At 68.4% G+C, this 26186-nt stretch carries 29 protein-coding genes; 19 read left to right on the forward strand and 10 right to left on the reverse strand.

Annotated features, from left to right (window positions below):
* The first annotated feature begins 1 nt into the window (after position 1).
* The 5 genes from folK (at position 2) to pgi (ending at position 4180) form a co-directional block, all read left to right on the forward strand.
* Positions 2 to 499 carry a 2-amino-4-hydroxy-6-hydroxymethyldihydropteridine diphosphokinase gene (gene folK, locus Q9R17_RS16410; protein WP_308155650.1) on the forward strand — a complete coding sequence of 166 codons (498 nt, stop codon included), beginning with the start codon at positions 2 to 4 and terminating at the stop codon, positions 497 to 499.
* A gap of 34 nt (positions 500 to 533) precedes the next feature.
* Positions 534 to 1349, forward strand: a complete 816-nt coding sequence (gene panB / locus Q9R17_RS16415; protein ID WP_308155651.1) for a 3-methyl-2-oxobutanoate hydroxymethyltransferase — start codon at positions 534 to 536, stop codon at positions 1347 to 1349.
* Entirely contained in the window at positions 1346 to 2182 is an 837-nt protein-coding gene (panC, locus tag Q9R17_RS16420; RefSeq protein WP_308155652.1) for a pantoate--beta-alanine ligase, read from the forward strand. The genes panB and panC overlap by 4 nt, the downstream gene beginning before the upstream one ends.
* A gap of 106 nt (positions 2183 to 2288) precedes the next feature.
* Complete coding sequence (gene panD / locus Q9R17_RS16425; RefSeq protein WP_308155653.1) at positions 2289 to 2669, forward strand: aspartate 1-decarboxylase; 381 nt, start codon at positions 2289 to 2291, stop codon at positions 2667 to 2669.
* Positions 2666 to 4180, forward strand: a complete 1515-nt coding sequence (gene pgi / locus Q9R17_RS16430; RefSeq protein ID WP_308155654.1) for a glucose-6-phosphate isomerase — start codon at positions 2666 to 2668, stop codon at positions 4178 to 4180. Before panD ends, pgi begins: the two co-directional genes overlap by 4 nt.
* 90 nt (positions 4181 to 4270) lie before the next feature.
* On the opposite strand, the gene Q9R17_RS16435 is transcribed toward pgi, so the two are convergent.
* Complete coding sequence (locus Q9R17_RS16435) at positions 4271 to 4837, reverse strand: response regulator transcription factor (protein ID WP_308155655.1); 567 nt, start codon at positions 4835 to 4837, stop codon at positions 4271 to 4273.
* Positions 4834 to 6060 (reverse strand): ATP-binding protein, encoded by a 1227-nt coding sequence (locus Q9R17_RS16440; protein ID WP_308155656.1) that lies wholly within the window; start codon positions 6058 to 6060, stop codon positions 4834 to 4836. Before Q9R17_RS16440 ends, Q9R17_RS16435 begins: the two co-directional genes overlap by 4 nt.
* Positions 6061 to 6184: 124 nt before the next feature.
* Here Q9R17_RS16440 and ispG point away from each other — a divergent pair, with 124 nt between their 5' ends.
* From ispG to Q9R17_RS16455, 3 genes are all read left to right on the forward strand, one after another.
* Positions 6185 to 7450, forward strand: a complete 1266-nt coding sequence (ispG, locus tag Q9R17_RS16445; protein ID WP_308155657.1) for a flavodoxin-dependent (E)-4-hydroxy-3-methylbut-2-enyl-diphosphate synthase — start codon at positions 6185 to 6187, stop codon at positions 7448 to 7450.
* Positions 7431 to 8180 carry a phosphatase PAP2 family protein gene (locus Q9R17_RS16450; protein ID WP_308155658.1) on the forward strand — a complete coding sequence of 250 codons (750 nt, stop codon included), beginning with the start codon at positions 7431 to 7433 and terminating at the stop codon, positions 8178 to 8180. Before ispG ends, Q9R17_RS16450 begins: the two co-directional genes overlap by 20 nt.
* A 201-nt stretch (positions 8181 to 8381) precedes the next feature.
* Positions 8382 to 9029 carry a response regulator gene (locus Q9R17_RS16455; RefSeq protein ID WP_308155659.1) on the forward strand — a complete coding sequence of 216 codons (648 nt, stop codon included), beginning with the start codon at positions 8382 to 8384 and terminating at the stop codon, positions 9027 to 9029.
* A gap of 107 nt (positions 9030 to 9136) precedes the next feature.
* Here Q9R17_RS16455 and eda read toward each other — a convergent pair whose 3' ends face one another.
* The 5 genes from eda to zwf all read right to left on the reverse strand — a co-directional run bounded on the left by eda (position 9137) and on the right by zwf (position 15163).
* Positions 9137 to 9796, reverse strand: coding sequence for a bifunctional 4-hydroxy-2-oxoglutarate aldolase/2-dehydro-3-deoxy-phosphogluconate aldolase (gene eda, locus Q9R17_RS16460; protein ID WP_308155660.1), 660 nt, complete (start codon positions 9794 to 9796; stop codon positions 9137 to 9139).
* Between the two features lie 235 nt (positions 9797 to 10031).
* Entirely contained in the window at positions 10032 to 11948 is a 1917-nt protein-coding gene (edd, locus tag Q9R17_RS16465; protein ID WP_308155661.1) for a phosphogluconate dehydratase, read from the reverse strand.
* A 58-nt stretch (positions 11949 to 12006) separates the two neighbouring features.
* Positions 12007 to 12729 carry a 6-phosphogluconolactonase gene (gene pgl, locus Q9R17_RS16470; protein WP_308155662.1) on the reverse strand — a complete coding sequence of 241 codons (723 nt, stop codon included), beginning with the start codon at positions 12727 to 12729 and terminating at the stop codon, positions 12007 to 12009.
* Positions 12726 to 13730 (reverse strand): glucokinase, encoded by a 1005-nt coding sequence (glk, locus tag Q9R17_RS16475; protein WP_308155663.1) that lies wholly within the window; start codon positions 13728 to 13730, stop codon positions 12726 to 12728. Before glk ends, pgl begins: the two co-directional genes overlap by 4 nt.
* Positions 13727 to 15163 carry a glucose-6-phosphate dehydrogenase gene (gene zwf / locus Q9R17_RS16480; RefSeq protein ID WP_308155664.1) on the reverse strand — a complete coding sequence of 479 codons (1437 nt, stop codon included), beginning with the start codon at positions 15161 to 15163 and terminating at the stop codon, positions 13727 to 13729. The genes glk and zwf overlap by 4 nt, the downstream gene beginning before the upstream one ends.
* A gap of 355 nt (positions 15164 to 15518) precedes the next feature.
* On the opposite strand from zwf, the gene ugpC reads away from it, so the two are divergent.
* Positions 15519 to 16601, forward strand: a complete 1083-nt coding sequence (gene ugpC, locus Q9R17_RS16485; protein WP_308155665.1) for a sn-glycerol-3-phosphate ABC transporter ATP-binding protein UgpC — start codon at positions 15519 to 15521, stop codon at positions 16599 to 16601.
* Positions 16602 to 16759: 158 nt separating this feature from the next.
* On the opposite strand, the gene Q9R17_RS16490 is transcribed toward ugpC, so the two are convergent.
* Positions 16760 to 17635: a folate-binding protein gene (locus tag Q9R17_RS16490; protein WP_308155666.1), complete on the reverse strand. Its 876-nt coding sequence runs from the start codon at positions 17633 to 17635 to the stop codon at positions 16760 to 16762.
* 39 nt (positions 17636 to 17674) lie between these two features.
* Between Q9R17_RS16490 and Q9R17_RS16495 the strand changes: the two genes are divergently transcribed.
* The 10 genes from Q9R17_RS16495 (at position 17675) to Q9R17_RS16540 (ending at position 24640) form a co-directional block, all read left to right on the forward strand.
* Positions 17675 to 17848, forward strand: coding sequence for a DUF1674 domain-containing protein (locus Q9R17_RS16495; protein ID WP_308155667.1), 174 nt, complete (start codon positions 17675 to 17677; stop codon positions 17846 to 17848).
* Positions 17849 to 17904: 56 nt separating this feature from the next.
* Positions 17905 to 18297, forward strand: coding sequence for a succinate dehydrogenase, cytochrome b556 subunit (sdhC, locus tag Q9R17_RS16500; RefSeq protein WP_308155668.1), 393 nt, complete (start codon positions 17905 to 17907; stop codon positions 18295 to 18297).
* Positions 18294 to 18680 carry a succinate dehydrogenase, hydrophobic membrane anchor protein gene (sdhD, locus tag Q9R17_RS16505; protein WP_308155669.1) on the forward strand — a complete coding sequence of 129 codons (387 nt, stop codon included), beginning with the start codon at positions 18294 to 18296 and terminating at the stop codon, positions 18678 to 18680. The genes sdhC and sdhD overlap by 4 nt, the downstream gene beginning before the upstream one ends.
* Before the next feature lie 31 nt (positions 18681 to 18711).
* A complete protein-coding gene (sdhA, locus tag Q9R17_RS16510; protein WP_308155670.1) occupies positions 18712 to 20502 on the forward strand; it encodes a succinate dehydrogenase flavoprotein subunit in 1791 nt (596 codons plus the stop codon).
* Positions 20503 to 20570: 68 nt separating this feature from the next.
* The gene (locus tag Q9R17_RS16515) at positions 20571 to 21356 is read left to right on the forward strand and encodes a succinate dehydrogenase iron-sulfur subunit (protein WP_308155671.1); all 786 of its coding nucleotides are present in this window, start codon (positions 20571 to 20573) and stop codon (positions 21354 to 21356) included.
* 100 nt (positions 21357 to 21456) lie between these two features.
* Positions 21457 to 21705 (forward strand): succinate dehydrogenase assembly factor 2, encoded by a 249-nt coding sequence (locus tag Q9R17_RS16520; protein ID WP_308155672.1) that lies wholly within the window; start codon positions 21457 to 21459, stop codon positions 21703 to 21705.
* 37 nt (positions 21706 to 21742) lie between these two features.
* Positions 21743 to 22102: a hypothetical protein gene (locus Q9R17_RS16525; protein WP_308158363.1), complete on the forward strand. Its 360-nt coding sequence runs from the start codon at positions 21743 to 21745 to the stop codon at positions 22100 to 22102.
* 23 nt (positions 22103 to 22125) lie between these two features.
* On the forward strand, positions 22126 to 23367 hold the full coding sequence (locus Q9R17_RS16530; protein ID WP_308155673.1) for a lipoprotein-releasing ABC transporter permease subunit: 1242 nt from the start codon (positions 22126 to 22128) through the stop codon (positions 23365 to 23367).
* Positions 23360 to 24073 (forward strand): lipoprotein-releasing ABC transporter ATP-binding protein LolD, encoded by a 714-nt coding sequence (gene lolD / locus Q9R17_RS16535; protein ID WP_308155674.1) that lies wholly within the window; start codon positions 23360 to 23362, stop codon positions 24071 to 24073. The genes Q9R17_RS16530 and lolD overlap by 8 nt, the downstream gene beginning before the upstream one ends.
* Positions 24074 to 24181: 108 nt before the next feature.
* Positions 24182 to 24640, forward strand: a complete 459-nt coding sequence (locus Q9R17_RS16540; RefSeq protein ID WP_308155675.1) for a DUF6491 family protein — start codon at positions 24182 to 24184, stop codon at positions 24638 to 24640.
* 85 nt (positions 24641 to 24725) lie between these two features.
* On the opposite strand, the gene Q9R17_RS16545 is transcribed toward Q9R17_RS16540, so the two are convergent.
* Positions 24726 to 24995, reverse strand: coding sequence for an oxidative damage protection protein (locus Q9R17_RS16545; protein WP_308155676.1), 270 nt, complete (start codon positions 24993 to 24995; stop codon positions 24726 to 24728).
* A gap of 5 nt (positions 24996 to 25000) precedes the next feature.
* Complete coding sequence (mutY, locus tag Q9R17_RS16550; RefSeq protein ID WP_308155677.1) at positions 25001 to 26128, reverse strand: A/G-specific adenine glycosylase; 1128 nt, start codon at positions 26126 to 26128, stop codon at positions 25001 to 25003.
* Positions 26129 to 26186: the final 58 nt, after the last annotated feature.

Here is a 26186-nt window from a genome sequence, read left to right on the forward strand (position 1 = left end):
GATGGCGCCCGCTCCGGTCACCGCCTGGGTCGGCCTGGGGGCCAACCTGGGCGATGCCGCTGCCACCGTCCGCGCGGCCATCGCCGCGCTGGACCGTCTGCCTTCCACTGCGCTGCTGCAGGCCTCGCGCCTGTACGCCACGCCGGCCTGGGGCAATGAAGACCAGCCGCCGTTCGTCAATGCCGTCGCGGCGGTACGCACCACGCTGGCGCCGGCATCGTTGCTGGCCGCGCTGCTGGCGCTGGAGGGGGACTTTGGCCGGGTGCGCGACCCGGCCGTGCACTGGGGCCCGCGCCGCCTGGATCTGGACCTGCTGCTGTATGGCGAGCAGCAGGTGGACCTGCCGCACCTGAAAGTGCCCCATCCCTACCTGCACGAGCGGGCGTTCGTGTTGGTGCCGTTGGCCGAAATCGCTGCGGATCTGGCCATTCCCGGCCACGGCCGCGTGCGGGATGCAGTGGTGCGGGTGGATGCCTGCGGGATCGCGCCGATAGGGTGATAATGCCCGGGTTATCTCCCCCGGTTATCAGCACATGAGCACCCACGCAGACAGCAAGCCCTGGACCATTCCCGCCCTGGCCGAGGCCAAGCGCAATGGCCAGAAGCTGGTCATGTTGACCGCCTACGACGCCGGCTTCGCGCGTACGTTCGACGCCAACGGCACCGACCTGATCCTCATCGGCGATTCGCTGGGCATGGTGGTGCAGGGGCATGATTCGACCCTGCCGGTGACCGTGGCCGACATGGTCTACCACACCCGTGCGGTGTCCCGCGTGCTGCAGCGTGCGCTGCTGGTGGCCGACCTGCCGTTCGGTGCCGATGCCACCCCGGAACGTGCGCTTGATGCATCGCTGCAGCTGCTGCAGGCCGGTGCCGAGATGGTCAAGATCGAAGGCGCCGGCTTCAAGCTGGACATCATCCGTTACCTGGTCGAGCGCGAGATTCCGGTCTGCTCGCACCTGGGCCTGACCCCGCAGTCGGTGCTGCGCCTGGGCGGCTTCAAGATCCAGGGCCGCGGCGATGCCGCGCGCCAGCTGGTGGAAGACACCCGCGCTGCCGCCGAGGCCGGTGCCAGCCTGATCGTGCTCGAATGCGTGCCGACGCCGGTGGCCGCCGAAGCCACCGCCGCGGTGGCGGTGCCGACCATCGGCATCGGTGCCGGCCCGCAGTGCGATGGCCAGGTGCTGGTGCTGCACGATTTCCTGGGCCTGGACAGTGGCCACCGGCGCCCGAAGTTCGTCAAGGACTTCCTGGCCGAAGGTGGCTCGGTCGCCGGTGCGGTCCGTGCCTATGCTGCCGCCGTGCGCGAGGGCAGCTTCCCCGACGAACAGCACGCCTACGCCCAATGATCCAGACCTTCAACGAACTTGGCGCGCTGCGCGCGCAGATCGCCCGGTGGAAGCGCGAGGGCCTGCGCGTGGCGCTGGTGCCGACGATGGGCAACCTGCACGGCGGGCACCATTCGCTGGTGGCCCTGGCCCGGCAGTACGCCGACAAGGTGGTGGCCAGCATCTTCGTGAACCCGACCCAGTTCGGCCCGAACGAGGACTTCAGCCGCTACCCGCGTACCCCGGATGCCGACGTGGCCGGGCTGGAGCAGGCGGGCTGCGATGCGGTGTGGCTGCCCAGCGTGGAGACCATGTACCCCCTGGGTGTGGAAAACACCACGCAGATGCATGCGCCGGGCGTGAGCGACGTGCTGGAAGGGGCGCACCGCCCGGGCCATTTCGATGGCGTCTGCACGGTGGTGGCGCGGCTGTTCCTGCAGGTGCAGCCGGACGTGGCCGTGTTCGGCCGCAAGGACTACCAGCAGCTGGCGGTGATCCGGCAGATGGTGGCCGAGCTGTCCTTCCCGATCCAGATCGTCGGCGCGGAGATCGTGCGTGATCCTGACGGCCTGGCCAAGAGCTCGCGCAACCAGTACCTGAGCGCCGAGCAGCGCCCGCTGGCGACGACGATCCATCGCACCCTGCTGGGCATGCGCGAAGGCTACGTGGCCGGGCTGCCGCGCGAGCGCATCGAGGCCGAGGCCACGGCCGCGCTGCAGGCCGCCGGGTTCCAGGTCGACTACGCCGTGCTGCGCACCCCGGAGCTGGCCGAACCGGCCTTCGACGGCCCGCGCGTGGCCTTGATCGCTGCGCGGCTGGGCACCACCCGGTTGATCGACAACCTGGAATTCTGAGTTCCGCCGGGCGTGGCCCGGCGCTACCTGAACAGGTTGCCGGCCCTGATGCCCCGCCCGGTGCGGGTGCTAGAATCCGCACTTTCCTTTGCCGTCACCCTGTCCCATGCACCTGTCCCTGCTCAAGACCAAGATCCACCGCGCCACCGTCACCCATTCCGAGCTGAACTACGAAGGCTCGATCGCGATCGACGACACCCTGCTGCAGGCGACCGGCATCCGCGAGTTCGAACAGGTGCACATCTGGGACGTGACCAACGGTGCGCGTTTCTCCACCTATGCCATCCGCGCCGAAGCCGGCAGCGGCATCGTCTCGCTCAACGGCGGCGCAGCGCGCCACGTGCAGGTGGGCGACATCATCATCATCGCCGCATTCGCTACGATGACCGAGCAGGAAGCGGACAGCTTCAAGCCGAAGCTGGTCTACGTTGATGGCAGCAACGCCATCACCCATACCAACGACACCATCCCGACCCAGGCCGCATGACAACGCACAACGGATTCGACTCGCTGCATTCCCACGCCCAGCGCCTGAAGGGCGCAAGCATCCCCAGCCTGCTCGCCGCCGAACCCGGCCGCGTACAGGACCTGGCACTGCGGGTCGGTCCGTTGTATGTCAATTTCGCCCGGCAGACCTACGATGCCGCGGCGCTGCAGGCGCTGCTGGCGCTTGCCGCCGAGCGCGACGTGGGCGGCGCGATCACGCGCCTGTTCCGTGGTGAGCAGGTCAACCTGACCGAAGGCCGCGCCGCGCTGCATACCGCGCTGCGCGGTGAGCCGGTGGATGCGCCGGTGGCGGCCGATGCGTTCGCCACCGCGCGCGATGTGCGCCGGCACATGGGCGAGCTGGTGCATGCGCTGGAGGCCAGTGGTGTCACCGATGTGGTCAGCGTCGGCATCGGCGGTTCCGACCTGGGCCCGCGCCTGGTCGCCGACGCGCTGCGCCCGGTCGACGGCGCGCGCCTGCGCGTGCATTTCGTGTCCAACGTGGATGGCGCGGCCATGCAGCGCACGCTGGCCACGCTGGACCCGGCGCGCACCGCCGGCATCCTGATCTCCAAGACGTTCGGCACGCAGGAAACCCTGCTCAACGGCCAGATCCTGCACGATTGGCTGGGTGGCAGCGAGCGCCTGTACGCGGTCAGTGCCAACCCCGAGCGTGCGGCCAAGGCCTTCGCGATCGCACCCGGCCGCGTGCTGCCGATGTGGGACTGGGTGGGGGGCCGTTATTCGCTGTGGTCGGCGGTCGGTTTCCCGATCGCGCTGGCGATCGGCTTCGAGCGTTTCGAGCAGCTGCTCGACGGTGCCGCGCAGATGGATGCCCATGCCCTGGACGCGCCGCTGGAACGCAACCTGCCGGTGCTGCATGGCCTGACCGATATCTGGAACCGCAACGTGCTCGGCCGCGCCACGCACGCGGTGATGACCTATGACCAGCGCCTGGCCCTGCTGCCGGCCTACCTGCAGCAGCTGGTGATGGAAAGCCTGGGCAAGCGCGTGCAGCGTGACGGCCAGCCGGTCACCACCGACACCGTGCCGGTGTGGTGGGGCGGGGCGGGCACCGATGTGCAGCACAGCTTCTTCCAGGCGCTGCACCAGGGCACCAGCATCATCCCGGCCGATTTCATCGGCTGCGTGCGCAGCGACGATCCCTACACCATCAACCACCAGGCGCTGCTGGCCAATCTGCTGGCGCAGACCGAGGCCCTGGCCAATGGCCAGTCCAGCGACGACCCGCACCGCGATTACCCCGGTGGCCGCCCGAGCACCCTGATCCTGCTCGACGCGCTGACCCCGCAGGCGCTGGGGGCGCTGATCGCCATGTACGAACACGCGGTGTACGTGCAGTCGGTCATCTGGAACATCAACGCCTTCGACCAGTTCGGCGTCGAACTGGGCAAGCAGCTGGCCAGCGGCCTGCTGCCGGCCCTGCAGGGCGAAGCGGTCGAGATCGCCGATCCGATGACCCGCGAGATCCTGGCGCAGCTGAAGGGCTGAGCCGGGCAGGGAAGGCCGCCGGGCAGGGCCCGGCGCTGCCTTCCCTCACGCCGGTGGCGCCGGGCCATGCCCGGCCGGCGCGATACCACCTCAACGGCTCGGATCGCGTTCCGGGCTCGGGCGCTTGGCCAGCTTGCGCTGCAGCGAACGCCGGTGCATGCCGAGCAGGCGCGCGGCGGCCGACACGTTGCCGCCGGTCTCGTGCATGGCCTGCTGGATGTGTTCCCACTGCAGGCGGCTGATCGGCGTCATCGCGTCGGGCACTTCCATTTCACCTTCGTCAGCCGGGCCGTCATCCTCCTCGCCCAGCGCACGCAGGATCATCGGCACCGTGGCCGGCTTGGGCAGGTAGTCATCGGCGCCCAGCTTGATCGCCTCTACCGCGGTGGCGATGCTGGCGTAGCCGGTCACCAGCAGGATGCGCATGTCCGCGCGCAGGGCACGCAGCGGCTGGATCAGGGCCAGGCCCGAATCGTTGCCCAGTTTCAGGTCGATCAGGGCGAACGCCGGCGGTGCCTGCCGGGCCAGTGCCAGCGCGCTGGCGGCGTCCTGCGCGGTCTGCGTGTCCAGGCCCTTGCGGGCCAGGCTGCGCTGCAGGGTGCGCAGGTACAGTTCGTCGTCGTCGACCAGCAGGCCAAGGGAAGAAGCGGGGCTCATGGGGTGTCCTCACGTGGGGCCAGGGGCAGGCGGAAGCCGACGCGGCTGCCGGCCCCCTGGGCCGGGCGCATCCACATCTGCCCCTCCAGGCGTTCGATGGTGGCATGGGACAGGGCCAGGCCGACGCCCATGCCCTGCCGCTTGCTGCTGCTGAACAGGGTGCCGGGCAGGGCGGCGTCGCGTGCGTCGAAGCCGTGGCCGTAGTCACGCACTTCACCGATCAGGTCCTCGCCCTCGATGCGCAGTTCCAGATCGACCTGCGGGCGGCCGGCCTTTTCGCCGGCATCGGCGGCATTGTTGAGCAGCACCATCAGCAGGTGGCCCACGCCCGGGTCCAGGGGCAGCTTCAGGGGGGCGTCGTCGTTGCGGTTCAGCGCGATGGTCGGGCGCACCAGCCGCCACTGTTCCAGTACCTGCAGGGCCGTGGTGGAACGGGGGTCACCGGCCCGGGCCGAGGCCGGGGCGGCCAGGGCCAGCACGCGCTCGCGGCACTGCACCAGCAGTTCGCGCAGGGTCTCCATGTCCTCCCGGACTTCCGGTTCCTCGCTGCGTTCGGCCACATCGTCGGCCAGCAGGGTCATGGTGGCCAGGGGGGTATTGAGTTCGTGCGCCACCGAGGCGGCATGGGTGGCCAGGGCCACGATGCCCTCGTTGCGGGCAAAGCGCTCGCGCAGCGCCGACAGTTCCAGCTCGCGCCGCCGCAGCGCGATGGCCAGGCGGGTGGAAAAGGCCAGCACCACCGCTGCGGAAATCAGGAAGTTGGCAACCACGCCCCACTGGTGCAGGTCGTCGGCGCGGAAGTAGCCCGGCGGCAGCGGCTGGCCGAAGACGGCGCTGGCGGCATAGCCGAGCAGGCAGCTGACGGCCACGGCCAGGGTCCAGCGCAGGGGCAGGGCCAGCGCGGCCAGCGCGATCAGGATCAGGAACAGCGAGCCGAACGGGTTGGCGATGCCACCGCTCCAGCCCAGCATCCAGGTCAGCACGGCCACGTCCACCAGGATGTGGCCGAAGGCGGTCATCGGCGCGGTATCGGCACCGTGCACGCGCAGCTGGGCGTACACGTTGAACAGCGCCAGCGCGGCCACGCCGGCCCACAGCGGCAGCTGCGGCAGGGGCAGGCCGAGCACCCAGCTGGCGACCAGGATCGTGGCCGCCTGCCCGGCAACGGCCAGCCAGCGCAGGCTGCACAGGGTTTGCAGGAAGGGAGCGTCGGGACCGGTCATGCCCGCCCATCGTATGCGTTCCCGGCCTGCGCTGCCTGCGACAATAGGCCGCACGGGGGCGCCATCCCGCCATTGCCTGAATGCGGAACGCGCGAGCGTCATCGGCGGGCGCTAGAATGGCGCCATGCACGACGCCGTTACCCGCCCTACGCCCCCTTCCGACGCCACCGCCTGGTCCCGCCGCCAGACCCATGCCGTACAGATCGGCGGGGTCACCGTGGGTGGTGGCAAGCCGGTGGTGGTGCAGTCGATGACCAATACCGACACCGCCGACGTGGCCTCCAGCGTCAAGCAGGTGGCCGAACTGTGGCGCGCTGGATCGGAAATGGTCCGGCTGACCGTCAACAACGCCGAATCGGCGGCGGCCATTCCGCGCATCGTCGACAAGCTGGCGATGATGGGCATCGACGTGCCGCTGATCGGCGATTTCCACTACAACGGCCACCAGCTGCTGACGGCCGAGCCGGCCTGTGCCGAGGCGCTGGCCAAGTACCGCATCAACCCGGGCAACGTGGGCTTCGGCAAGAAGAAGGACCTGCAGTTCGCCCAGCTGATCGAATTCGCCATCCGCTACAACAAGCCGGTGCGCATCGGCGCCAACTGGGGCTCGCTGGACCAGGCCCTGGCCGCGAAGCTGATGGACGAGAACAGCCAGCGCGCCCAGCCCTGGGATGCCGGCCGCGTGCTGCGCGAGGCGCTGATCCGTTCGGCGCTGGATTCGGCCGAGCAGGCCGTCGAGCTGGGCCTGCCGCGCGACCGCATCGTGCTCTCGGCCAAGGTCAGCGGCGTGCAGGAACTGATCGCGGTGTACCGCGACCTGGCACAGCGCTCGGATTTCGCCCTGCACCTGGGCCTGACCGAAGCCGGTATCGGCAGCAAGGGCATCGTGGCGTCTTCGGCGGCGCTGGCGGTGCTGATGCAGGAAGGCATCGGTGACACCATCCGCATTTCGCTGACGCCCGAGCCGGGCCAGTCGCGCACGCAGGAAGTGATCGTCGCCCAGGAACTGCTGCAGACCACCGGCCAGCGGGCCTTCACGCCGCTGGTCACTGCCTGCCCGGGCTGTGGCCGCACCACCTCCGAGTTCTTCCAGGAACTGGCCAAGGTCGTGCAGAACCACGTGCGCGAAAAGATGCCGGTCTGGCGCGTGCACCATCCCGGCGCGGAGAACATGACCCTGGCGGTGATGGGCTGCATCGTCAACGGCCCGGGTGAATCGCGCCATGCCAACATCGGCATTTCCCTGCCGGGTACCGGCGAAACACCGGCCGCGCCGGTGTTCGTCGACGGCGAGAAGAAGGTGACCCTGCGTGGCGAGAACATCGCCCAGGAATTCGTCGCGCTGATCGACGATTACGTCGAACGGACGTATGCCCGGGTCGGCGGATAAACCGCCCATCCTGGCCGCCCCCGAGGCGGCGGCCGGGTTCCGCAGGTGGATGGCCCACAACGCGTGGCGCCTGGTGCTGCTGTTTGCCGGGGTGCTGCTGCCGCTGGCCGGTTTCGTGACCCTGGCCGATGACGTGCACGCGTTCGAGTCGTTCCACTTCGATGCGCCGCTGCTGTGGCAGATGCACGGCCTGCATTCCCCGGGGCTGGACCGCTTCTTCGTGCTGCTGTCCAAGCTGGGCTATGAATGGTTCCTGATCCCGGCCGATGTGCTGATCGTGCTGGCCCTGCTGTGGCGCCGGCGCTGGCGTGAAGCCACATTCGTCGGCCTGGCCTTCGTCGGTTCGGCGCTGCTGAACCTGGGCAGCAAGCAGTTCTTCCAGCGCCAGCGCCCGAGCCTGTGGGAATCGGTCGCCCCGGAATCGACGTTCAGCTTTCCCAGCGGCCATGCCATGGGGTCGATGACCCTGGCGATGACCCTGGTGCTGCTGGCCTGGAACACCCGCTGGCGCTGGCCGGTCCTGCTGCTGGCCCCCGCGTTCAGCCTGCTGGTCAGCCTGTCGCGGGTGTACCTGGGCGTGCATTACCCCTCCGACATCCTCGCCGGGTGGTGTGCGGCGCTGGTTTGGGTGGTAGGGTGCTATCTGGTCATGTTCCGGCGCCGGCATCCCTGGCGCCGACAGGACCAACCCCATGGGAGACGGGGTGGCAGTGCCAACAGGGGGCGTTGACGTGGATGGTCCGGCTGGTCCGTCCTTCCAATAGACGGGTTGTTTCATTGCAGCAGCGGCTGCAAGACAGAGGTTTGGCATGTGGTACGGGGACTGTGATTCACCGACCAGTACGCAGCAACTGCGCCGTCTGCGCGCTTGCTGCGTGGTCGCCCGCGTGCCTAGGCTGAACGCCGCTGCTGCATCCAACGAGGTACATGAATGACGATTCGAGTCTACCTGGTCGATGACCATGCACTGGTCCGTACCGGGATGAAGATGATCCTGTCCGGTGAGGCCGACATCGAAGTGGTGGGTGAAGCCGAGACCGGTGAGGATGCCCTGCGCGACGTGCGCCAGCTGATGCCCGATGTGGTGCTGTGCGACCTGCACCTGCCGGGTGTGAGCGGGCTGGAAGTCACCGAGCGCATCGTGCGTGGCCACAGCGATATCCGCGTGGTGATCGTGTCGGTGCTCGAGGACGGGCCCCTGCCCAAGCGGCTGCTGGAAGCGGGGGCGGCCGGTTACATCGGCAAGGGATGCGATGCGCAGGAACTGCTGCGCGCGGTGCGCGACGTGGCCGGTGGCCGCCGTTACCTGGGCAGCAGCATCGCCCAGCACCTGGCGCTGTCCACGGTGGAAGGCAACGGCTCGCCGTTCGACAATCTCTCCCCGCGTGAACTGGAAGTGGCACTGCTGCTGACCCAGGGCCTGCGCCAGGAAGACATCGCACGCCGTCTCAGCCTGAGCGCCAAGACGGTGAACACGCACAAGGCGCGCCTGTTCGAGAAGATGGGCATCAACGACAACATCGCGCTGGCACGCATGGCCAGCCAGTACGGCCTGGTGGATCCGGCCCGTCCGCTGTAAGCAATGTTAAGTACGGCCCGTGCAGGGCCTGGCAGCTGGCCGGCCGCCCTGGGCGAGCCGGCGTGCCGTGGGAATCCCTTTCCCTGCGGAAAGGGATCCGGTCCTTCTCAGTGGCCGCGTACGCGCTTGACGATGGCCGCCGCATCCGCAGCGCTGGCGCGCACCTTGTCCCACTGGGCATCGGCGATCCAGTTGCCCGGCACCATCCACGAGCCGCCGATGCAGACCACGTTCTTCTGCTCCAGGTATTCGGCCGCGCTGTTTTCGGTGATGCCACCGGTCGGGCACAGCTTCAGGTCCGCAACCGGGCCGGCCAGGCCCTTGATCATCGCCAGCCCGCCCACGGCCGTGGCCGGGAACAGCTTGCATACCCGGAACCCCCGCGCGTAGAGCGACAGCAGCTCGGTCGGCGTCGCCGCCCCGGGCACCACCGGCAGCGGCGCGGCCGCCAGTGCATCGGCCAGCGCCGGCGGCGTGCCCGGCGTCACCAGGAAATCCGCACCGGCATCGATGGCCTGCTGCATCTGCTCCACGGTCAGCACCGTGCCTGCACCCACCACCACGTCCGGCAGCTCGCGCTTGAGCATGGCCAGCGCCTCCATCGACACCGGCGTGCGCAGCGTCAGCTCGATCGCCGGCAGGCCACCTTCCAGCAGCGCCGCGCTGACCGCGCGTGCCTGGTCCAACGTATGAATCGTCACCACCGGCAGGATGCCCGCCGCCCGCAACAGCTCCGCCGCCCGCACCTGATGTTGTTCGATACCCATGATCCGCTTCTGCCTTTGCTTTCGCTCTTGTTGTGCTCTTCAGTGACCACTTCGCGGCGTTGATGCGCCGGGGAGTGTCAGGAGGGCGCGGTCGGTCCCAGCCGGGACCGCAGGCGCCATGGATGGCGCCTACGAGCCCCCATGGAGGGGTTCACGGCGTGTCCCGGCTGGGACCGACCGCGCCCTCAGCCAGGAGACTTGCCGCCGCGACAAACCCGCAGCGCTCTTCAAACCCTCAGGCGTCCTTCGCCTCATGCGGTGCCGCCGCTGCGGCCGCATCGTGCCCCAGCTCATACTCCGCGTCGTAATCCCACGGGCTGCCATCAGCCGCCGCCGGGCCGCACGAAATCGAAATCGCCCCCTGGTCGGCCGGCCCCACCACGCGGCGGTTCACCGCGAACAGGTTGCGACCCAGGTCATGCGCCGCCGGCGCCGTGTTCGGTGCCAGTTCGCGCGCTGCCCACTCGGCCGCATCCACCCGCACTTCCAGCGTGCCCGCCTCGCCATCCATGCGGATGATGTCGCCCTCGCGCACCTTCGCCAGCGGACCACCGCGCGCCGCTTCCGGCGTCACGTGGATCGCCGCCGGGATCTTGCCGGACGCACCGGACAGGCGGCCATCGGTCACCAGCGCCACGCGCCGGCCCTGGTTCTGCAGCAGGCCCAGCAACGGCGCCAGCGAATGCAGTTCCGGCATGCCGTTCGCACGCGGGCCCTGGTAGCGCACCACGGCCACGAAATCCTGCGGCAGCAGGCCGGCTGCATGCAGCTTGTTCAGTACCTGCGGCGCATCGACCACCACCGCCGGCGCTTCGATCGTGCGGTACTGCGGCTTCACCGCCGACAGCTTGATCAGCGAACGGCCCAGGTTGCCGCGCAGCAGGCGCAGGCCGCCCTGGTGCTCGAACGGGTTGCCGATGGGGCGCACCACTTCTTCGTCGGCGCTGTGTTCCAGGCCCGGCAGGTAGACCAGCTTGCCATCGCGCAGCTGCGGCTCGCGGGCGTAGTCGGCCATGCCGCCACGCGCCACGCTGACCAGGTCGCCGTGCATCAGCCCGGCCTTGATCAGTTCGCCGAACACGAAGGCCGGGCCACCGGCCGCGGCGAAGCGGTTCACGTCGGCCTCGCCGTTCGGGTAGACGCGGGCCAGCAGCGGAATCAGCTGCGACAGCTCGTCCATGTCGTCCCAGGTCAGCACGATGCCGGCCGCCCGCGCCACCGCGATCCAGTGGATGGTGTGGTTGGTCGAGCCGCCGGTGGCCATCAGCGCGATGACCGCGTTGATGATGGCCCGTTCGTCGATGATCCGCCCCAGCGGCCGGAAATCATCGCCCAGTGCGGTGATGTCCAGGGCGCGCTCGGTGGCTTCGCGGGTAAGCGCATCGCGCAGCGGCGTGCCCGGGTTGACGAACGAGGCGCCGGGCAGCTGCACGCCCATCGCCTCCAGCAACACCTGGTTGGAATTGGCGGTGCCGTAGAAGGTGCAGGTACCGGGGCCATGGTAGGAGGCCGACTCGGCTTCCAGCAGCTCCTCGCGGGTCGCTTCGCCGGCCGCATAGCGCTCGCGCACTTCGGCCTTCTGCTTGTTGGGAATACCGGGGGTCATCGGGCCGGCCGGCACGAACACCGCCGGCAGATGGCCGAACGCCAGCGCGCCGACCAGCAGGCCGGGTACGATCTTGTCGCACACGCCGAGGTAGACGGTGGTGTCGAACATGTCGTGGCTCAGGCCGATGGCCGTGGCCTGGGCGATCACATCGCGCGAGAACAGCGACAGTTCCATGCCGCCGCGGCCCTGGGTGACACCGTCGCACATCGCCGGTACCGCACCGGCGACCTGTGCGGTGGCGCCCAGTTCACGGGCGATCTCGCGGATCTGCTCGGGGTAGGTCTCGAACGGCTGGTGCGCCGAGAGCATGTCGTTGTAGGCGGTGATGATGCCCAGGTTGGGCGTCACGCCACCGCGCAGGCGGCTCTTGTCGGTGCCGCCGCAGGCGGCGAAGCCGTGGGCGAGGTTGCCGCAGCTCAGGCGGCTGCGGAACGGGCCGTCGCGCAGGGCGGCATCGATGGCCGCCAGGTAGGCCGCGCGCGAGGGGGCGCTGCGGCGGATGATGCGCTCGGTGATGGCGTGCAGTTGCGGATGGAGGCTCATTGGCTACCGGGGAAGGAAGGTGGCGAGAGGCGCGCGCGGGGAAGGGGCGGGCATGCGGTCAGTTGGCCCAGTGCACGCGCAGGCGGGCACCGTCGAGGTTGATCGCGTTGAGGATCGGGTACTGCTGGGCATCATTGCTGTCCAGCGCCTGCTGCAGCACCTCCAGCTTCTGCTTGCCACGCAGCAGCAGCAGGCGCTGGCGGCATTGCTGCAGGCCATGCGGGGTCAGCGTGATGCGCAGCGGCCACTGGTTGGAACCGGGGCAGCCGGTGGCATCCAGGGCAGCGTAGGGCAGGGTGCTTTCCACGGCGCGGGCCAGGTCCTTGGACCCGGGGAACAGCGAGGCGGTGTGGCCATCGTTGCCCATGCCCAGGGCGACCAGGCTCGGCCGCTGGCTGTGCTGGGCCTGCAGGTTGGCGGTGTAAACGCATTCGGGCAGTGGCTTGCCGACCCGTACCAGCGGGTCGAAGTGGGCGCCTTCAGCGCGCTTGAGCAGGCTTTCGCGCACCAGCCAGGCGTTGCTGTCGCGGTCCTGCGGGGACAGCCAGCGTTCGTCGGCCAGGCTGACTTCCACCCGGTCCCACAGCACGTCCAGTTCGGCCAGGGCCTGGTACACCGGTGCCGGCGTGGTACCGCCGGACAGCAGGATGCGCGCACGGCCCAGTTCGGTGATGTCCTCGTTGATGGCCTTGGCCATTTCAGCAGCGACGGCCTCGATCCAGCCATCGGCATCGCGGTGGGCGATGAAGTCGAGGCGGTCACTGGAAAAATTCACGGTCATGCAGCCTCCTGGGCGTCACGCTCGGCATCGGCGGCGTACGCGGCGGCACCCAGCAGCCCGGGGCAGGGGTGCATGATCGCCAGCGACGGAACCCGTGCCATGATCGAAGAGAAACGCCCCTTGTGCTCGAAGCGCTGGCGGAAACCGGAATGCTGCAGCGAATCGAGCATCTTCGGCACCAGGCCGCCGGTGAGGAACACGCCGTCCCAGGCCCCCTGGATCAGCACCAGGTCGCCGGCGATGGCACCGAACACGGCGCAGAACACGTCCACCGTGCGCATCGCCTGCGGATCGCCCAGCGCGGCGCGCGCGGTCACATCGGCCGGCACCACCTTGCCCGGGTCGACCCCGGCCATCTCGCACACGGCGCGATGGATGTTGACCAGGCCGGGGCCACAGATCAGGCGTTCGTTGGACACCCGGCCGAACTGTTCGGACAGGATCTCCAGGATGCGTACTTCGTCCGGCGTGCCGGGTGGGAAGCTGACATGGCCGCCTTCGGTTTCCAGCGGATAGCAGCGGCCGTGGCGGATCACCAGGCCGCCCACGCCCAGCCCGGTGCCCGGGCCGATCACCGCGTAGTTGCGCGGCTGGCCGGGCTGGCGCGGGGTCCAGGTGGCGCCACCGATCTGCACCACGTCGGCCGGCTGCAGCAGCGACACGGCCATCGCCTGGGCGGCGAAGTCGTTGATCAGGTGCAGTTCGTTGAAGCCGAGCATCTGCGCGGTGCGGCTGCGCGAGATCACCCACGGGTGGTTGGTGATGCGCGCCTCATCGCCGTCGACGCGGCCGGCCACGGCGAACACGCCGCGCTGCGCCTGCGCGCCCACCTGTTCCAGGTAGTGGCGCGCGGCATCGCCGAGCGACGGGAAATCAGCCACCGCGAATTCGCGGATGCTGTCGGTCAGCAGCGGCGCATCCAGTGACGTGTCGGCAAGGGCAAAGCGGGCATTGGTGCCACCGATGTCGGCCACCAGGACCGGCTGGCTGGCGGCGCTCATTCGGCCGCCCCGCGCTCGGCCGCTTCCACGCCCTGCGGCAGGAAGTCGGCGGCGATGGCCGGGCCCCACTGGCCGGCCGGATACGGTTCCAGCGGCAGCTTGGCGTCCTTCCAGGCCTGGGACACGCTGTCGATCCAGGCCCAGGCCGCGCGCACTTCGTCATCGCGCACGAACAGCGCGTGGTTGCCGTTGAACGCATCCAGGAACAGGCGCTCGTAGGCGATGCGGCGGTGCAGGCCGGTCGGCACCGACAGTTCCAGTTCCAGCGGGTGCAGTTCCAGCGCGCCCCACTCCGGGCCGGCCAGGCTGCTCATCAGGCCCAGTTCGATGTTTTCCTGCGGCTGCAGCTGGAACACCAGGCGGTTCGGCGCGGCCTGGCTGCGCTGCGGGCGCTCGAACAGCCAGTGGGTGACCGGCTTGAGCGTGACCACCACGCGGGTGGTGCGCTCGGGCAGGCGCTTGCCGGTGACCAGGTGGAACGGCACGCCGCTCCAGCGCCAGTTGTCGATGTGCGCGGTGACCCCGGCGAAGGTTTCCACGTCGCTGCCTTCCGGCGGCTGGTAGGCCTGCGCGGGCTGGCCGTTGATGGTGCCGGCGGTGTAGCGGCCACGCACGCTGTCACGCGCGGCGTGCCTGGCGTCGAGCGGGCGCAGCGCACGCAGCACCTTGACCTTCTCGTCGCGGATGCGGTCGGCTTCCAGCGAGGCCGGCGGCTCCATCGCCACCAGGCACAGCAGCTGCAGGATATGGCTCTGCACCATGTCGCGCAGCGCACCGGAGCGGGCGTAGTAGGCATCGCGGCCGTCCACGCCTTCGCTCTCGGACACCAGGATGTGCACCGACTCGATGTAGTTGCGGTTCCACACCGCTTCCAGCAGCGTGTTGCCGAAGCGCAGCGCGATCAGGTTCTGCACCGCGGCCTTGCCCAGGTAGTGATCCAGGCGGAACACGCGGTCTTCGTCGATCCACTGGCCGATGGTGGTCAGGATCTGCTCGGCGCTTTCGCTGTCGCTGCCGATCGGCTTTTCCAGCATCAGGCGCGCGGGCGAGGCCAGCGCGCCGCCCTTGGCCAGGCCTTCGCAGGTGGAGATGTACAGGCCCGGCGGGATGGCCAGGTAGCTCACGCACTTGCGGTGCACCAGGTCGGCAACGGCGGCGGCGACCGAATCGGCATCGCGCAGGTCGACGGAACGGTAGTCGATGCGTGACAGCAGGTTGTTGATGTCGTCCTGGGTGGCCAGCGGATTGGCCTGCTGCAGGCGCGGGCGCAGGATGTCATGGAAGGCGGCGGTGTCGTGGGCCGACAGGGCCAGTGCGCGGACCTTGAAGTCTTCCGGCAGCAGGCCGTCTCCGAGCAGGCGCAACAGCGAAGGGAACAGGTAGCGCTGGGCCAGATCACCTGTGGCACCGAACAGGAAAAGGGTGTCGTGCATCGCTCGAGTTTCAGATCCGGGTGACATCGTTGTCAATCGCTTCTTGGCTAAGGTCTTGGGACATGTGCGCAACTGCCAGTCCGGGGCGCATCATGAGCAAATTCCGGGGCTCCGGAGCATGCTGTTTCATGCGAAACCACTACACCGGCGAACCATACGGCAGCCCCCGGAGCAGGTCGGCGCGCACCGACTCACGGATAGTGCCACGTGAAAACGTTTACATGGCAGAATGGGCAACTGTATTCGATTGCAGCGGTGTCCGTCATGCGGCAGCGAGGCGATCATGCTGCCATCGGGAGGGCCGAAGGCAGTCCCCACACGATGGCCCGGCTGCCGGGCGGACTGGATGAGTGATATGGCAAAAGTGCAGTTGCAGGGTGTTCGCAAGGTCTACGACAACGGCCAGGTCGCGGTGAAGGACGCCACCTTCGAGGTTGCCGACGGGGAATTGATGGTGCTGGTGGGGCCGTCGGGCTGCGGCAAGTCCACCCTGCTGCGGATGATCGCCGGCCTGGAAGAGATCAGTGGCGGCACGCTGACCATCGGCGAGCGCGTGGTGAACGACGTGGCGCCGAAGGACCGCGACATCGCCATGGTGTTCCAGAGCTACGCGCTGTACCCGCACATGACCGTGGCCGAGAACCTGGCCTTCGGCCTGAAGCTGCGCGGCCACGACAAGGCGACGATCGAGCGGCGCATCGGCGAAGCGGCGCGGACCCTGGGCCTGACCGAGATGATGGACAAGCTGCCCAAGGCGATGTCCGGTGGCCAGCGCCAGCGCGTGGCACTGGGCCGTGCGCTGGTGCGCGAACCGGCGGTGTTCCTGCTGGACGAGCCGCTGTCCAACCTCGATGCCAAGCTGCGCCACAGCGTGCGCACCGACATCGCCCAGCTGCACCGCAAGCTGGGCACCACCATGATCTACGTGACCCATGACCAGGTCGAGGCGATGACCCTGGGCCAGCGCATCGTGGTGCTCAAGGACGGCATCATCCAGCAGATCGACACACCGATGGCGCTGTACGACCGCCCGGCCAACCTGTTCGTGGCCGGTTTCCTGGGCAGCCCGGCGATGAACGTGCTGCGCGGTACCCTGCAGGACGATCCCAGTGGCGCGGCGGCGGTCGAGGGTGCCTGGCGTGCCCCGCTGGGGCAGGCCGCCATCAACCCGGCCTGGCTGGGCTCACCGATCGCCGTGGGCGTGCGCCCGGAGCACCTGCAGCCGGCCGCCGCCGATGACGCGCATGCGTTCGAGGCGCGCATCGAGGGCATCGAACCGGTCGGCAACGAAATCTTCGTCAACCTCAGCAGCGGCCAGCATGCGCTGACCATGCGCGTGGCCCCGCAGGCGCTGCCGGCGGTGGGCGAAACGATGCGCGTGGCGATCCACCCGCAGGGCCTGCATTTCTTCAACGCCGACAGCGGCGAACGCCTGTAGGCCAGGGCGGGTGTGGGCCCGGGCCCACACCCGCGGTAGATCCACGCTATGCGTGGATGGGGCGCCCGTAAATCCGCGCCCCACGGGGATGGCCCCTGTAAAACCACGCCACGCGTGGATGGGCCTTTGTAGATCCACGCCATGCGTGGATGAACCGCTCAGCGCGCCAACCCCTCCAGCAGCGGCAGGCGCTGCGCCGGCTGGCCTTCCACCTGCAGCGCCTCATCGCTGGTCTCCAGCGGCAGCACGGCCAGGGCCAGTTCGCCCGCCACGCAGGCCACCGTGCCCAACGCCGCACCAGACTGTTCCACGGCCGTGCCCGGCGCGGCCGGGGCCGCGGTATGCAGCAGCTGCAGCGCGCGCTTGGCCTTGCCCAGGAAATGGGTGCGGGCCACGATCTCCTGGCCGGGGTAGCAGCCCTTCTTCACGCTGTAGCCGTTGAGCCGGTCCAGGCCCAGCTGCTGCGGGGTCCAGGTCTCGCGCTGGCTGGCCTCCAGCCGCGGCAGGCCGAAGCGCAGGTCGGCCTGGCGCCAGGCCAGGGCGAAGCGGTCTTCATCGGCACCCTCGGCGGCCGGTACCTGCTCGCGGTGGCCGATGCGCAGGGTGCGCGGCAGCGCGTCGCTGCCCATGTCCAGCTCCCAGTCCTGTTCGCCGACAAAGGCGATCGCCGCGCCGCTGGCGGCCTCCGGCGCCGTGAAAGCGCCAGCAACGGCAATGTCGCTGCGGACCTGCAGCTTCACCTTGCGGCGGAACACGAAGCGTTGCAACTGCGTCGCAATCTCATCGGCATTGCCATCGGCCAGCACCAGCAGCACGTGGTCTTCACTGATCCGCAGCAGCTGGAACACCGCCAGCGTACGGCCCTTGGCACTCAGCCAGGCGCTCCACTGCCAGTGGCGCAGGGGCAGGGCGGTGACATCGCTGCTGAACTGGGCATGGGCGAACACGGCCGCTTCCGGGCCCAGCAGGCTCAGCAGCTGGTGGCCGGGAAGGCGCGGATATCCGACGAAAGCAGGGGGAAGGTTGTCAGGCACGTGAACGAGGTCTAAAATTTGTGCGTTGCGAGACCGAACATGATAGGCCAAACAACCCCCACTCCCGACGACGAATCTGAAGCTCCGCTGGCGGAACAGGCCCCTGTGCCTGCCTCTCCGGTGCGGGAGCAGAAAGAGATCGGCGGCCGCGGCGGACTTGATCCGGTGCGGTATGGCGATTGGGAGAAAAACGGACGCTGCATCGATTTCTGATCAGCATTGAGCCAACGCGGCCATGTGCCGCCCAGCCGAGACAACGAGCCCAGCGAATGGCGACCAGAGAACGTCCCCTTTCCCCGCACCTCCAGGTGTATCGCTGGCAGATTCAGATGGCCACCTCGATCCTGCATCGAGCCACGGGCGTCTTTCTGTCTGTTGGAGCCCTGTTCATCGCCGGAGGCCTGCTGGCCCTGATGATCGGGCCCGAGTCATGGAACTGCTTCACCGGTCACGCCGGTGCCTGGTACGGCAAGCTGTTCCTGTTCGCATGGACGTGGTCGTTCGCCTACCACCTGTGCAATGGCATCCGCCATGTGGTGCAGGACTTCGCGATCGGTTTCCGCATCGCCACCTTCGTCCGCAGCAGCTGGATCTCGGTCATCGGCAGCCTGGTGATCACCCTGTTGGTGTGGGCCTATGTAATGGTTGGAGGTGCCGCATGAGCCGGTTCCGTACCCCGCTGAAGAATGTCCGTGGCCTGGGTTCGGCCAAGACCGGTACCGAGCACTTCGTGCACCAGCGCCTGACCGCTGCGGCACTGGTCGTGCTGGGCATCTGGTTCCTGGTGTTCGTGCTGGGCCTGCTCGGCTCCGACTACCCGACCGCCACCGCCGCCATCGCCAAGCCGTGGAACGCAGTGCCGCTGATCGGCCTGCTGATCGCCATGTTCTGGCACGCCCAGCTCGGCCTGCAGGTGGTGCTGGAGGACTACATCCACGAATCGCTGCTGGCGCTGATCCTCCAGACCGCAGTCAAGTTCGTCGCCATCCTCGGCATGATCGTCAGCGTGTTCGCGGTGGGCCGCATCGCCCTCGGCGTTGCCTGAGCCCAGGCACCAAGACAGGAATCCAGATTAGATGTCCGCTTACAAGATCACCGAACACAAGTACGACATGGTCGTCGTCGGCGCCGGTGGCGCTGGCCTGCGCGCCACGTTCGGCCTGGCCCAGAAGGGCCTGAACACGGTCTGCCTGACCAAGGTGTTCCCGACCCGTTCGCACACCGTGGCCGCGCAGGGTGGTATTTCCGCCGCGCTGGGCAACATGGGTGAAGACGACTGGCGCTACCACTTCTTCGACACCATCAAGGGGTCGGACTGGCTGGGCGACCAGGACGCCATCGAGTACATGTGCCGCGAAGCGATTCCGGCCATCATCGAGCTGGAACACTACGGCGTGCCGTTCAGCCGTACCGAAGAGGGCAAGATCTACCAGCGCCCGTTCGGTGGCATGACCACCAAGTACGGCGAAGGCCCGGCGGCGCAGCGTACCTGCGCGGCGGCCGACCGTACCGGCCACGCCATGCTGCACACGCTGTACCAGCAGTCGCTGGCCCACAACGCGCGCTTCATGATCGAGTACTTCGCGCTGGACCTCATCTTCGACGATGAGGGCGCCTGCCGCGGCGTGCTGGCCCTGGACATGTCCGATGGCACCCTGCACCTGTTCCGCGCCCAGGGCGTGGTGCTGGCCACCGGTGGCTACGGCCGCGCCTACTTCAGCGCCACCTCGGCGCACACCTGCACCGGCGACGGTGGCGGCCTGGCCATGCGTGCCGGCATCGCCATGCAGGACATGGAGTTCGTGCAGTTCCACCCGACCGGCATCTACGGCGCCGGCTGCCTGATCACCGAGGGTGTCCGCGGTGAAGGTGGCATCCTGCGCAACAGCAGCGGCGAGCGCTTCATGGAGCGCTACGCACCGCACTACAAGGACCTGGCCTCGCGCGACGTGGTCAGCCGTTCGATGACCATCGAGATCCGCGAAGGCCGCGGCGTCGGCGAGCACAAGGACCACATCCTGCTCGACCTGACCCACCTGGGCCCGGGCGTGATCGACGAGAAGCTGCCGGGCATCGCCGAGAGCGCCCGCATCTTCGCCGGCGTCGACGTGCACAAGCAGCCGATCCCGGTCATCCCGACCGTGCACTACAACATGGGCGGCATTCCGACCAACTTCCACGGCGAAGTCGTGCGCAAGGTGGGCGAGGACAACGACGCCGTGGTGCCGGGCCTGTACGCCATCGGCGAAGCAGCCTGCGTGTCGGTGCACGGCGCCAACCGCCTGGGTTCCAACTCGCTGCTGGACCTGGTGGTGTTCGGCCGTGCCGTGGCCAACCGCTGCGCCGCCACCATCAAGCCGGGCGCCTCGCACAAGCCGCTGCCCTCGGATGCCTGCGACAAGGCGCTGGGCCTGCTGGACAAGCTGCGCTACGCCGATGGTGATACGCCGACCTCGGTCATCCGTGACCGCATGCAGCGCACCATGCAGGCCGACGCGGCGGTGTTCCGCACCAGCCAGTCGCTGAAGGAAGGCTGCGAGAAGATGGCCGACGTGTTCGATTCGTTCCAGGACGTGAAGGTCTCCGACCGTTCGCTGGTCTGGAACTCGGACCTGATCGAGACCTACGAGCTGAACAACCTGCTGCTGAACGCGGTGGCGACGATCAACTCGGCCGAACAGCGCAAGGAAAGCCGCGGTGCACACGCGCACGAGGATTATCCGGATCGCGATGACGTCAATTGGCAGAAGCACACCCTGGTCACCGTCGACGAAAAGGGCAAGTGCAGCTTCGATTACCGTCCGGTGCACATGTACACGCTGACCGATGACGTGGCCGTGGTGCCGCCGAAGCCGCGCGTGTACTGAGCCCACCCCGACTACCATGCAATCCGCGCCCATGGGGGCGCGGGCCGCCTGAGCCAACGAGAGCAGCCATGGCCGAGTTTTCCCTGCCGAAGAATTCAAAGATCACGAAGGGCAAGCACTTCCCCGCCAAGACCGGCGGCAAGAACGTGCGCACCTTCAAGGTCTACCGCTGGAGTCCGGATGACGACAGCAACCCGCGCACCGACACCTACGAGGTGGACCTGGACAGCTGCGGGCCGATGGTCCTGGACGCGCTGATCAAGATCAAGAACGAGATCGACCCGACCCTGACCTTCCGCCGTTCGTGCCGTGAAGGCATCTGCGGTTCGTGCGCGATGAACATCGACGGCACCAACACCCTGGCCTGCACCCGCGCCATCGCGGACTGCGGCAAGAAGGAAGTGCCGATCTACCCGCTGCCGCACATGAACGTGGTGAAGGATCTGGTTCCGGACCTGACCCACTTCTACGCGCAGTACGCCTCGATCAAGCCGTGGATCCGCACCCAGACCCCGGCACCGCCGGACCGCGAGCGCCTGCAGTCGCCGGAAGACCGCAAGAAGCTCGACGGCCTGTACGAGTGCATCCTGTGCGCCTGCTGCTCGACCAGCTGCCCGAGCTACTGGTGGAACGGCGAGCGCTACCTGGGCCCGGCGATCCTGCTGCAGGCCTACCGCTGGATCATCGATTCGCGCGATGAAGACACCGGTGCGCGCCTGGACGATCTGGAAGATCCGTTCAAGCTGTACCGCTGCCACACCATCATGAACTGCGCCCGGACCTGCCCGAAGGGCCTGAACCCGGCACTGGCGATCGCCGAGATCAAGAAGCTGATGATGGAACGCCGCGCCTGATCGGCCGGGTGAAGCCAGGCCATGCGTGGCTTCACCGATCCACCTGCACCACCCGGTAGAGCCACGCCATGCGTGGCTTTGCTGTATCTGGAGAAACACGATGGAAGAAGACATCCTGCTGAAGAAGCTGCGCTGGCGTTGCCGCCGCGGCATGCGCGAACTGGACCAGCTGTTCGAGCATTACCTTGACCACGAATGGGCCGAGGCACCGACCGAAGAGCGCGAGGTTTTCCTGTTCCTGCTCGATTGCGAAGACGATAAGTTGTGGCGGTGGTTCATGGGCTACGAGGAGTGCCCGCATGCCCATGCCGTCCCGCTGCTCGACCGTATCCGCGCCCTCAAGGCTTGAGTGGCGACCGTCCCGGCTGCAGGCCGGGGCGCAGGTGATGGTGCTGCTGGCCGCTCCCTGGCTGCTGAGCGCCAGCGACCTGCCGGTCGCGCTGTTCTGGCCGATGCTGGCGGGCGTGTGGGGCATCGGCCTGGCCCAGCTGGTGGTTGCCCTGCGGCGGCCACGCCATGTGCTGCTGCTGTGCCCGCCGCCGGAGCCGCTGCAGCTCGATGGCCAGCCGCTGTCGGCGCCCACCCTGCGGGTGCAGGGGCCCTGGCTGCTGCTGGGCGGGAAGGCCGGGCACCGCCAGCGCCTGCTGTTCTGGCCGGACGTGCTGGATCGCGCGCAACGACGTGAACTGCGTCTGGCCGTGGCCATCCGCAGCGTTTCCCGTCGGCCCCGGACGATGGCACCATAGGCTGAATCGACCGGCGTGCCTGCATGTTCAAACCCATCCCCGTCTTCATCGGCCTGCGCTACCTGCGTGCCAAGCGCCGCAACGGCTTCATTTCCTTCATTTCCATGGCCTCCATCCTGGGCATCGCGCTGGGGGTGACGGTGCTGATCACCACCCTGGCGGTGATGAGCGGCTTCCAGAAGGAAATCCGTGACCGCCTGCTGCAGATGACCGCGCACACCACCATCAGCCGTGACGGCGAGCCGATGGACGATTGGCAGCACGTCGTCGACGTGGCCCGCAAGGATCCGCGCGTGGCCGGTGCCGCGCCGTACATCGAGATCCAGTCGATGATCAGCGGCCCGCGCGTGCAGGGTGCGATCATCCAGGGCATCGAGCCGGCGCTGGAACCGAAGGTGTCGGTGATCGACCAGAAGGTCACCAAGGGGCGGTATGACAGCCTGACCCCGGGCAGCTTCAATCTGCTGCTGGGCAAGGAACTGGCCATCTGGCTGGGCGTGGATGTCGGCGACCAGGTGCTGGTCACCTTCGCCGAAGTGCAGGGCACCCCGGCCGGTGCGGTGCCGCGCATGAAGCGCTTCACCGTCAGCGGCATCTTCGAGGCCGGTTACAACGAAGTCGATCGTGGCGTGGGCTTTGCCAACATGCAGGACCTGGAGCGCGTGCTGCGTGCCGACGGTGCCACCGGCGTGCGCCTGAAGCTGCATGACATGGACAAGGCGCTGGAAGTCGGTGTCGACCTGGCGCATGGCCTGGGCGGCGCGTTCCGGGTCAGCGACTGGACCCAGCAGAACGCCAACCTCTACCACTCCCTGCGCATGGAAAAGACGGTGATGGGCATCCTGCTCTCGCTGATCATCGCCATGGGCGCCTTCAACCTGGTGTCGTCGCAGGTGATGCTGGTCACCGACAAGCAGGCGGACATCGCCATCCTGCGCACGCTGGGGCTGACCCCGGGCGGGGTGATGTCGGTGTTCATGGTGCAGGGGTCGCTGATCGGTATTTTCGGCACCGTGGCCGGCGTGATCGGTGGCATCACCCTGACCCTGAACCTGGAGCGCATCCTGGGGGCCATCGAAAGCGTGTTCAAGATCAAGCTGCTGCCGGAGGACGTGTACTACATCACCGGCCTGCCGACCGACATGCAGCCCCGGGATATCGTGGTCATTACCCTGGTGGCGCTGCTGATGAGCTTCCTGGCCACCCTGTACCCCGCCTGGCGGGCAGCACGCACCCAGCCGGCGGAGGCCCTGCGCTATGAATAAGGTCGTCAACCGCGGCGATGAAGTGATCCGTGCCGAGGCGCTGGGCAAGACCTACGCCGAGGGCCGCATGCAGACCCCGGTATTCGATGGCCTGTCGCTGCAGGTCAACGCCGGTGAGACGGTGGCCATCATCGGCGCGTCGGGTGCCGGCAAGAGCACGCTGCTGCACCTGCTGGGCGGGCTGGACGTACCGACCGCCGGCGAGGTCTACGTGACCGGCCAGCGCATGTCGGCGCTGTCCGATACCGCGCGCGGGCTGCTGCGCAACCAGGCGCTGGGCTTCGTCTACCAGTTCCACCACCTGCTGCCGGAATTCACCGCACTGGAAAACGTGATGATGCCGGTGATGCTGTCCGGCACCAGCGTGCCCGATGCCAGCCAGCGCGCCACCGCGCTGCTGGAGGCGGTCGGCCTGGGCCATCGCCTGGACCACAAGCCGGGTGAACTGTCCGGCGGCGAACGCCAGCGTGCGGCCGTGGCGCGGGCGCTGGTGAACCACCCCGCCTGCGTGCTGGGCGATGAGCCCACCGGCAACCTGGACGACCGCACGGCGGCCACGGTGTTCGAACTGATGCTCGAACTCAACCGTGCACGCCACACCAGCCTGGTGCTGGTCACCCATGACCGTTCGCTCGCACGCCGACTGGACCGGGTGCTGGAGCTGCGCGAGGGGCGCCTGCACGCGCTCGCCCACGCCGAGGTCTGAGCCCGGCCGGGGCATGCCTGCCCTTGCCTGAACAGGCGTGACGGCACGGTTCCGCCGTCACGCCGGCAGGCGCATCATCGGGGCCATACCCCTTGCTGGAGCCGCGCCATGAAGCCGTTTGCCGTCATCGCCGTCCTGTCCCTGGCCTTGTCAGCATGCGCCACGACCGGCCGCCTGGACGACGCGCAGAAGCTGGCGCTGTACAGCGCCCACGCCGGTCCGCCGGTCAATGACATGCTGCTGTTCGGCGGCCTCAACGGCTGGACGGCGCTGGGCGATCGCGCCCTGGCGGTGTGGACGCGTCCCAGCGAGGCCTACCTGCTGAAGCTGCGCGGTTCCTGCCAGGGCCTGGATTTCGCCAGCGCCATCGGCATCACCAGCCAGGGCTCGCGTGTATCGCGTGCGTTCGACAAGGTGCTGGTACGCGACCCGACGGGCCTGCCGCAGGTACCGTGCTTCATCGACACCATCCAGAAGCTGGACGTGAAGGCGCTCAAGGCCTCCGAGCAGGAGCTGCGCCAGGCCCAGCTGCAGGAGCGCGAGGCAGCGGCCGCGCCGGCCAGGTGAGCGGCCGGGCCGGGCCCGGTGGGACGTGCCTTGCCCGTGCGTCCGGCAGGCCCGCGCGCTGCGTGGGCGCGCCGATACCCGGGGGTCACGCCTCGGGGGTGAACCCGGCTGGCTTTTCCGCGTCCTTCTCGAACAGGAACTTCACCAGCTCCTGTTCCAGGAACGCGCGGTGCTGCGGATCGCGCGGCGACAGACGGTTTTCATTGATCAGCATGGTCTGGTGGGCCAGCCACGCCGCCCAGGCCGGCTTGCCGATGGCGTTGAACACGCGCTGGCCAAGCTCGCCCGGATAGGGGACGAAATCCAGGCCCTCGGCATCGCGTTGTTCGTACTGGCAGAAGACGGTTCGGGGCATGGTGGTCAGTCTCGGTTGCGGGATTTGGCAGGGGAACGCTTCTTCGGTGCGGCAGGTGCCGCGCCGTCGAGCAGTTTACGGATCGGTGCGGGCAGGCCCAGTGCAGCACGCTCGTCATCGGTGACCCAGCGCAGGCTGGGCGCCGCCATGCGCAGGCCGTTGACCCGGCGCGACAGCACCTGCAGGTGCAGCCGGTAGTGGCTGAAGGTGTGCTGCAGCCCCGGCAGTTCTTCGGCGTCTTCCAGCGAACCGTCGATGTGGCTGTCGAACCAGTCCTGCAGGGCGCTGCCGCTGTCGGCCTGTGGCAGCGTCCACAGCTGCGCCCAGATGCCGGTATCCGGGCGCTTCTGCAGCAGGGTGCGGCCCTGGCCATCGCGCAGCAGCAACGCCACGGCTTCGCGTTCGGGCAAGGCCTTGCTGGGTTTGGGGGTGGGCAACTGTGCGGCCAGACCGTCGCGGCGTGCCACGCAGCCATCCTGCAGCGGGCAGATCACGCAGGCGGGCCGGCTGCGCGTACACACGGTTGCTCCCAGGTCCATCTGGGCCTGGGTGTAGTCGGCCATGCGGCCGCCCGGTACATGTGCCACGTGGGCCTGGGCCAGTGCCCACAGCTGCTTTTCCACTGCCGGCAGGCCAGGAAAGCCCTCGATGCCGTGGTAGCGGGTCAGCACGCGCTTGACGTTGCCGTCGAGGATCGCGAACGGATCGTTCCAGGCCTGGCTGAGGATGGCGCCGGCCGTGCTGCGGCCGATGCCGGGCAATGCGTGCAGGGCATCGAAATCGCGTGGCAGCTCGCCGCCGTGTTCGGCCACGCAGCGCTTGGCGGCGGCGTGCAGGTTGCGGGCGCGGGCGTAGTAGCCCAGCCCGGCCCAGCGGGCCATCACCGCGTCGTTGTCGGCGGCCGCCAGCGCGGGCAGGGTGGGGAAGTCGGCCAGGAAGGCGTGGAAGTACCCGATGACCGTAGCGACCTGGGTCTGCTGCAGCATGATTTCCGACAGCCATACCCGGTAGGGGCTGCGTGGGTGCTGCCAGGGCAGGTCATGGCGGCCATGGCCATCGAACCAGTGCAGCAGGCGCGCGACGAAGGCGTCGTCCTGCGGAGTCGTGGCGCTGGCGTTGGGCTGGCGGGGCATCGGCATTCCAGAGGGGCAGCCACCCATGGGGTGGCTCTACCAGGGGCGGTGCTGCGGG

This window comes from Stenotrophomonas sp. 24(2023), assembly GCF_030913365.1.
Lineage (GTDB): Bacteria > Pseudomonadota > Gammaproteobacteria > Xanthomonadales > Xanthomonadaceae > Stenotrophomonas.